This window comes from Streptomyces sp. PKU-EA00015 (assembly GCF_013387495.1).
Taxonomy (GTDB): Bacteria; Actinomycetota; Actinomycetes; order Streptomycetales; family Streptomycetaceae; genus Streptomyces.
Window position 1 is genome coordinate 21,176 of record NZ_JABZEE010000060.1, and the last position, 6,131, is coordinate 27,306.

The 6,131-nt window shown below is 71.9% G+C and carries 6 protein-coding genes; 5 read left to right on the forward strand and 1 reads right to left on the reverse strand.

The window, feature by feature from the left end; translation table 11 throughout:
• Positions 1-11 precede the first annotated feature (11 nt).
• Positions 12-1,424, forward strand: coding sequence for an aminopeptidase P family protein (locus tag HW130_RS30740; protein WP_177153041.1), 1,413 nt, complete (start codon positions 12-14; stop codon positions 1,422-1,424).
• Between the two features lie 159 nt (positions 1,425-1,583).
• On the opposite strand, the gene HW130_RS30745 is transcribed toward HW130_RS30740, so the two are convergent.
• The gene (locus tag HW130_RS30745; protein WP_177153042.1) at positions 1,584-2,054 is read right to left on the reverse strand and encodes a GNAT family N-acetyltransferase; all 471 of its coding nucleotides are present in this window, start codon (positions 2,052-2,054) and stop codon (positions 1,584-1,586) included.
• 296 nt (positions 2,055-2,350) lie between these two features.
• On the opposite strand from HW130_RS30745, the gene HW130_RS30750 reads away from it, so the two are divergent.
• The 4 genes from HW130_RS30750 to argB all read left to right on the forward strand — a co-directional run.
• The gene (locus tag HW130_RS30750) at positions 2,351-3,019 is read left to right on the forward strand and encodes an isochorismatase family protein (protein ID WP_177153043.1); all 669 of its coding nucleotides are present in this window, start codon (positions 2,351-2,353) and stop codon (positions 3,017-3,019) included.
• A 79-nt stretch (positions 3,020-3,098) separates the two neighbouring features.
• The gene (gene argC / locus HW130_RS30755; protein ID WP_177153044.1) at positions 3,099-4,136 is read left to right on the forward strand and encodes an N-acetyl-gamma-glutamyl-phosphate reductase; all 1,038 of its coding nucleotides are present in this window, start codon (positions 3,099-3,101) and stop codon (positions 4,134-4,136) included.
• Positions 4,137-4,251: 115 nt separating this feature from the next.
• Positions 4,252-5,403 carry a bifunctional glutamate N-acetyltransferase/amino-acid acetyltransferase ArgJ gene (argJ, locus tag HW130_RS30760; protein ID WP_177153045.1) on the forward strand — a complete coding sequence of 384 codons (1,152 nt, stop codon included), beginning with the start codon at positions 4,252-4,254 and terminating at the stop codon, positions 5,401-5,403.
• Positions 5,400-6,131, forward strand: a 732-nt coding sequence (argB, locus tag HW130_RS30765) for an acetylglutamate kinase (protein ID WP_177153046.1), incomplete at its 3' end; no start/stop codon positions are given. The genes argJ and argB, both read left to right, overlap by 4 nt.

Below are 6,131 nucleotides of genomic sequence, written 5' to 3' on the forward strand. Positions count from 1 at the left end.
AGGTGCATGACATGAGCAAGCGCCGAAAGAACGCCCTCTACGGAGAGCCCTCGCCCGAACTGTCCGCCCTGATGAGGTCGGGCTGGGCGGACACCGAACAGCGCGATCTGAAGCCCATGGAGCAGGCGCCCTACGCCGCACGGCGGCGCGCCGCCCTCTCGGCCCGCTTCCCGGGCGAGCGGCTCGTCATCCCGTCGGGCAACCTCAAGATCCGCTCGAACGACGCGCACCACCCGTTCCGCCCCTGCACCGGCTACGTCCATCTGACCGGTGATCAGGCCAGGGACGGCGCGCTCGTGCTGGAGCCGCGCCCCGGCGGCGGGCACGACGCGTACTGCTACCAGCTCCCGCGCGACGCCCGCGACAGCGACGAATTCTGGACGGGGGACACCGCGGAGCTCTGGATGGGGCGCCGTCACAGCCTCGCCGAGGCGGAGCGGCTGCTGGGTCTTCGCTGCCGCGACGTGCGCGCCGCGGCCACGGAACTGGCCGCTGCTGCCGCCGTTCCCACGCGCATCCTGCGAGGCCACGACCCCGTGCTCGAAGCCGCCGTCGACACCGACGAGGAGCGGGACGCCGAACTCGAGGAGACGCTGAGCGAGCTGCGGCTGGTCAAGGACGAGTGGGAGATCCGCCAGCTGCGGGCGGCCGTGGACTCCACGGTGCGGGGCTTCACGGACTGCGTGCGCGAGCTGTCGCGGGCCGTCGCCACCTCCGAGCGCTGGGTGGAGACCACGTTCTTCCGCCGCGCCCGGCTGGAGGGGAACGACGTCGGCTACGGCTCCATCTGCGCGGCGGGCGAGCACGCCACGATCATGCACTGGACCCGCAACGACGGGCCCGTGCGGCCCGGCGAACTCCTGCTGCTCGACGCCGGTGTGGAGACGCACACCCTCTACACCGCCGACGTCACCCGCACGCTTCCGATCAGCGGCGCCTTCACTCCTGTCCAGCGGAAGGTCTACGACGCGGTGTACGAGGCGCAGGAGGCCGGCATCGCCGCCGTGAAGCCGGGCGCGCACTACCGGGACTTCCACGAGGCCGCCCAGCGCCACCTGGCGGAGCGGCTCGTCGAATGGGGCTTCATCGAGGGGCCGGCCGGGCTGGCGTACGAGCTCGGGCTGCAGCGGCGCTTCTCCATCGCCGGAACCGGCCACATGCTCGGTCTGGACGTGCACGACTGCGCCCAGGCGCGCAACGACACTTATGTGGACGCGCCGCTCGAGCCGGGCATGGTCCTCACCGTCGAGCCGGGCCTGTACTTCCAGGCGGACGACCTCACGGTGCCCGAGGAGTTCCGGGGCATCGGTGTGCGCATCGAGGACGACATCCTCGTCACGGCGGACGGCAACGAGAACCTGTCCGCAGGCCTGCCCCGCACGGCCGACGACGTCGAGGCGTGGATGCGGGACCTCGCGGGCTGAGCCCGGCCATCCGGGCATGCGTGCCAGGCTGCCAGGTCACGTCCCCGAGTCGAGGAGCGCCGCAATCTCGCGCGCCGCTTCACGGGCGGGGCGGCCGACGCCGATCGGATCGCCCCGCACAAGACGGCCTGAGCGAGACCGTGGACGAGGTCCGGAACGTCATCGGTTCCGGGCCGGCCGGCTGCGCGGCCGCTCCGGCTTGCGCACCATGAACACGTCCACCGGATCCTCGGTCTCGAGGGTGAACCCGTGCCGCTCGTACAGCCGTCGGGCCGGACTGCCCCGCAGCACGTTCAACCGGACCGGGACGCCGTTGCGGTCACACCGCTCCAGCAGCTCGCGCAGCACGCCCGAACCGATACCGCTGCCCTGAAGATGCGGGGCCAGGTAGAAGTGCTCGAGCCAGTGAGCGTCCTTCGCCCGGCGCAGCGCCACGCAACCGGCGAACGCGCCGTCCACCTCGATGACCCAGGTGTGCGCCGGTTCGAACCCGTCCCGCAGTCGCTGACGCACACGCTCCTCGTCGTACCGCCCGAGCCGCTCCAGATCCGCCCGCAGCACCACGGCACGCAACTCTGCCACCGCCGCGACGTCCGACACCGACGCCGGCCGAAAGTCCCAGTCCACCACGATCGCCACGCTACCGCGCCGGGCTCCCCCGAGGGCGGGCATCTCCCCAGGCGCGAGCCGTCACTTGCGGGCGATCGTCAGCGGTCAGGCATGTTCCATGAGCACCGAGTAGGCCCGTTCAAGGCCAGAGCTCGGCGTCAACCACATCGACACCGCGGCGTTCCCCTTCTTGCAGGCACTCGGGTATCGGCGAGCCGCATGGACGGAGCCACCACAGGCGTGTGACTTAGGTTAGGCTAAGCTAAACATTCGAGGGTGGGCGCGGCTTCGCGCACGTCACCAGGGGAGGAATCACCATGGGCCTGCCGGCCATCGGCTCCTACCCCATGCCGGGTCCCGGCGCCCTCCCCCGCTCCTGCGCCTCCTGGACCGTCGAACCGACGCGCGCCGCGCTCCTGGTCCATGACATGCAAAACCACTTCGTGGAGGCGTTCCCGGCCGGGCAGTCCCCGGTCGTGGACCTCGTCGACAACATCGCGGCCCTGCGCGAACTCTCCGGGGCTCTCGGCATGCCGGTGGTCTTCAGCGCCGAGCCGGCCGCCCAGCGGCCCGGACAGCGCGGCCTCGCCGCGGACGTATGGGGCCCGGGCATCGGCGACGAACCCGACGCGGCCGCGATCATCGCTCCGCTCACACCCCGCCCCGGCGAGCACCTGCTCGCCAACGTGCGCCAGAACGCCTTCCTCCGCAGCCACCTCGGGAGGCTGCTGCGTTCGGAGGGTCGCGACCAGCTGATCGTCTGCGGGGTGTACGCCCATCTCGGCGTCCTCCTGACGGCTGCCGACGCCTTCATGAACGACATCCAGCCCTTCGTCGTCGCCGACGCCGTGGCGGACTTCTCCCCCGAGGAGCACGCCATGGCCCTGCGCTGGGCCGCCCGGAGCGGTGTGGTGTGCACGACCGAGGCCCTGTTGCACGACCTCCTGCTCAACAGGGCGCCGCGAGACGTTCGCCGGGACGCGTGACCGAGTCCCCGTGGCGGCAACCCTGCGGCGCCCACCCTGTGACGGCAGCCCTCACACGTACCGAGAGAGACGGAAGAACATGACCGTAAGGGTCGCCGTGGCCGGTGCCAGCGGCTACGCGGGCGGGGAGATCCTCCGCCTGCTGGTGTCGCATCCCGACGTGGAGATCGGCGCGGTGACCGCGCACAGCAGCGCGGGCCGGACCCTCGGGTCCGTACAACCGCAGCTGGCCGCGCTCGCCGACCGGGTTCTCGACGGGACTTCGGCGGCCGCCCTGCGCGGTCACGACGTGGTCTTCCTGGCCCTGCCGCACGGGCAGTCGGCCGCGCTCGCACGGGAGTTGGACCCCGGCACGCTGATCGTGGACTGCGGCGCGGACTTCCGGCTGCGCGACCCGGCGGCCTGGGAACGCTTCTACGGCTCGGCCCACGCCGGGACCTGGCCCTATGGTCTCCCGGAACTCCCCGGTGCCCGGGACGAGTTGAAGGGCGCCCTGCGGATCGCGGTACCCGGCTGCTACCCGACGGCGGTCACGCTCGCGCTGTTCCCCGCCTACGCGGCCCGGCTGGTGGAGCCGGAGACCGTGATCGTCGCGGCCAGCGGGACGTCGGGCGCCGGACGGGCGCTCAAGCCGCAGCTGCTCGGCACCGAGGTGATGGGCTCCATGAGCCCGTACGGAGTCGGGGGCGGCCACCGGCACACACCCGAGCTGACGCAGAACCTCTCCCGGGTGGCGGGCGAGCAGGTCACTGTCTCCTTCACGCCCACTCTGGCTCCCATGCCCCGGGGCATCCTCGCCACCTGCTCGGCCCGCCTGCGCCCGGACACGGCCGCGGCCGGGGAGCAGTCGGTGCGCGCGGCGTACGAAGCCGCGTACGCCGACGAGCCGTTCGTCCGGATGCTGCCGCCCGGCCAGTGGCCTTCGACGGCCGCCGTACTCGGCTCCAACACCGCCCAGGTGCAGATCGCCGTGGACCCGGACGCCGGCCGGCTGATCTGTGTGAGCTCCATCGACAACCTGACGAAGGGCACCGCGGGTGGCGCGGTGCAGAGCATGAATGTCGCCCTCGGCCTGCCGGAACGGCTGGGACTGCCCACGAATGGAGTGGCTCCGTGAGCGACGTGCGCGCAGCCGCCGGTCCGGAGCCGACGACGATGCCCCCACCTCCGCCCTGCGCGGGCGGTGGGGGAACCACCCAGGCGTCAGCTCTGGGGGAGAACGGAGAAGCACAGTGAGCGTGACCGCTGCCCGTGGATTCCTCGCCGGCGGCGTGGCCGCCGGCATCAAGGAATCCGGTGACCGCGATCTGGCCCTGGTGGTGAACCGGGGGCCGTCGCGCGCCGCCGCCGGCGTCTTCACCTCCAACCGCGTGCAGGCCGCGCCCGTACGCTGGTCACGACGCGTTCTTGCCGACGGCCGGATATCGGCCGTCGTTCTCAACTCCGGTGGAGCCAACGCCTGTACGGGGGAGCCCGGTGCCGTCGACGCACGGCTGATGGCCGAGCACACGGCACGGGCGGTGGACGTGGACCCGCACGAGGTCGCGGTGTGCTCCACCGGCCTCATCGGTGTGCGGCTGCCCATGGACCGCGTCACCGCGGGCATCGCCACCGCCGGAGACCTGCTGTCGCCGGAGGGCGGCGAGGACGCGGCCGTCGCGATCAAGACGACGGACTCGGTGCACAAGACGGCCGTCGTCTCCGGGCCCGGCTGGACGGTGGGCGGCATGGCGAAGGGCGCGGGCATGCTCGCCCCTGGTCTCGCCACCATGCTGGTCGTCCTCACCACGGACGCAGACGCGAGCGCGGCCGTACTCGACTCGACGCTCCGCGCGGCGGTGCGTACCACCTTCGACCGGGTGGACTCCGACGGCTGCATGTCCACCAATGACACCGTCCTGCTGCTCGCGTCGGGCGCCTCGGGGGTCGTACCCGATCTCGAGAGCTTCACCGAGGCCGTGCACGCGGTGTGCCTGGATCTGGCCCGGCAGTTGGTGGCCGACGCCGAGGGCGCGTCCAAGGAGATCGAGGTGACGGTCGTCGGCGCGGCCTCGGAGGACGACGCCGTCGAGGTGGGCCGGTCCGTTGCCCGGAACAATCTTCTCAAGTGCGCACTGCACGGCGAGGACCCCAACTGGGGGCGCGTGCTGTCCGCGATCGGCACGACGTCGGCCGCCTTCGATCCCGACCGTCTGGACGTGGCGGTCAACGACGTCTGGGTGTGCCGGAACGGCGCGGCGGGCGAGTCGCGGGACAAGGTCGATCTGTCGGGGCGCCGGATCACGGTGACGGTGGATCTGCGCTCCGGCGAGTCCTGCGCGGTGATCTGGACCAACGACCTCACGGCCGAGTACGTCCACGAGAACAGCGCGTACAGCTCATGAGCGGGCAGGGGACGACACAGACGGGGACGCTTCCCTTCGGACGGCTCGACGCGACCGCCGACGCCACCGCCGAGCCGACCGCCGAACTGACCGCCGACGCCACCGCCGAACTGCCCTGGCTGGAGGAACTCCAGGGCCGGACGGTCGTCGTCAAGTTCGGCGGCAACGCCATGGTGGACCCCGCACTCCACCGGACCTTCGCCCAGGACGTCGTGGAGCTGTGGCACGCGGGCCTGCGCCCGGTCGTCGTACACGGCGGCGGACCGCAGATCAGCGCCATGCTCGACCGCCTCGACCTGGAGGTCCGCTTCGAGGCCGGCCTGCGGGTGACCACGCCGGAGACCATGGACGTGGTCCGGATGGTGCTGACCGGCCAGGTCCAGCGGGAACTCGTCGGCGCTCTCAACGCCCATGGCCCCTTCGCCGTCGGCATGTCGGGCGAGGACGCGCACACCATGACCGCCGTACGACGCCCCGCGTGGGTGGACGGCCGGCAGGTGGACATCGGTCTCGTCGGCGAGGTCGTGGCCGTGGAACCCGGCACCGTACGCACGCTGCTCGAGGAGGGCCGCATCCCCGTGATCTCGCCCGTCGCACGGGGGGCGGACGGCGAGGTCTACAACGTGAACGCCGATCTCGCCGCGTCCGCGCTGGCCGTGGCCCTCGGCGCTGAACGGCTGGTGGTGCTGACCGACGTCGAGGGGCTGTACGCGGACTGGCCGCGGAGC

Excerpts from the sequence above, each read along its gene's own strand:
- HW130_RS30740 (WP_177153041.1), top strand. The coding sequence starts at position 12 with ATGAGCAAGCGCCGAAAGAACGCCCTCTACGGAGAGCCCTCGCCCGAA.
- argC (WP_177153044.1), top strand. The coding sequence starts at position 3,099 with ATGACCGTAAGGGTCGCCGTGGCCGGTGCCAGCGGCTACGCGGGCGGG.
- HW130_RS30750 (WP_177153043.1), top strand. The coding sequence starts at position 2,351 with ATGGGCCTGCCGGCCATCGGCTCCTACCCCATGCCGGGTCCCGGCGCC.